The sequence below is a fragment of the Robertmurraya sp. DFI.2.37 genome, assembly GCF_029211245.1.
Classification (GTDB): domain Bacteria; phylum Bacillota; class Bacilli; order Bacillales; family Cytobacillaceae; genus Robertmurraya; species Robertmurraya methanolica_A.
The window spans coordinates 1-290 of the sequence record NZ_JARGEJ010000833.1 but is presented as its reverse complement, the minus strand read 5'-3'; the positions used below and the strand labels follow the sequence as shown (position 1 = coordinate 290).

General features: G+C 42.8%; 1 protein-coding gene. It reads right to left on the bottom strand.

The window, feature by feature from the left end:
* On the bottom strand, nt 1–290 hold a 290-nt coding region (locus PZE06_RS28835), incomplete at both ends, for a sodium:solute symporter family transporter (RefSeq protein ID WP_483314104.1).

The window sequence follows — 290 nt, the reverse complement described above, 5'->3', positions numbered from 1 at the left end:
CAAAGCCTGGAATCATTTCATACAGAGTTTTAGATAAACCGACATTTGCCCAAATAATGACCGTTGCTGCCCCAACAACCATTCCAGCTAGTGCTCCCCATCTCGTCATTCTTCTCCAATAGAGGCTAAATAGAATAAGTGGTCCGAAAGCGGCTCCAAAGCCTGCCCAAGCATATCCGACTAGATCAAGAATAGTTGAATTTTTTTCCCATGAAATGGCGAGTGCCACAAGCGAAACTACAAGTACTGAAATTCTTCCAATGAAAACGAGTTCTTTATCTGTGGCAGAA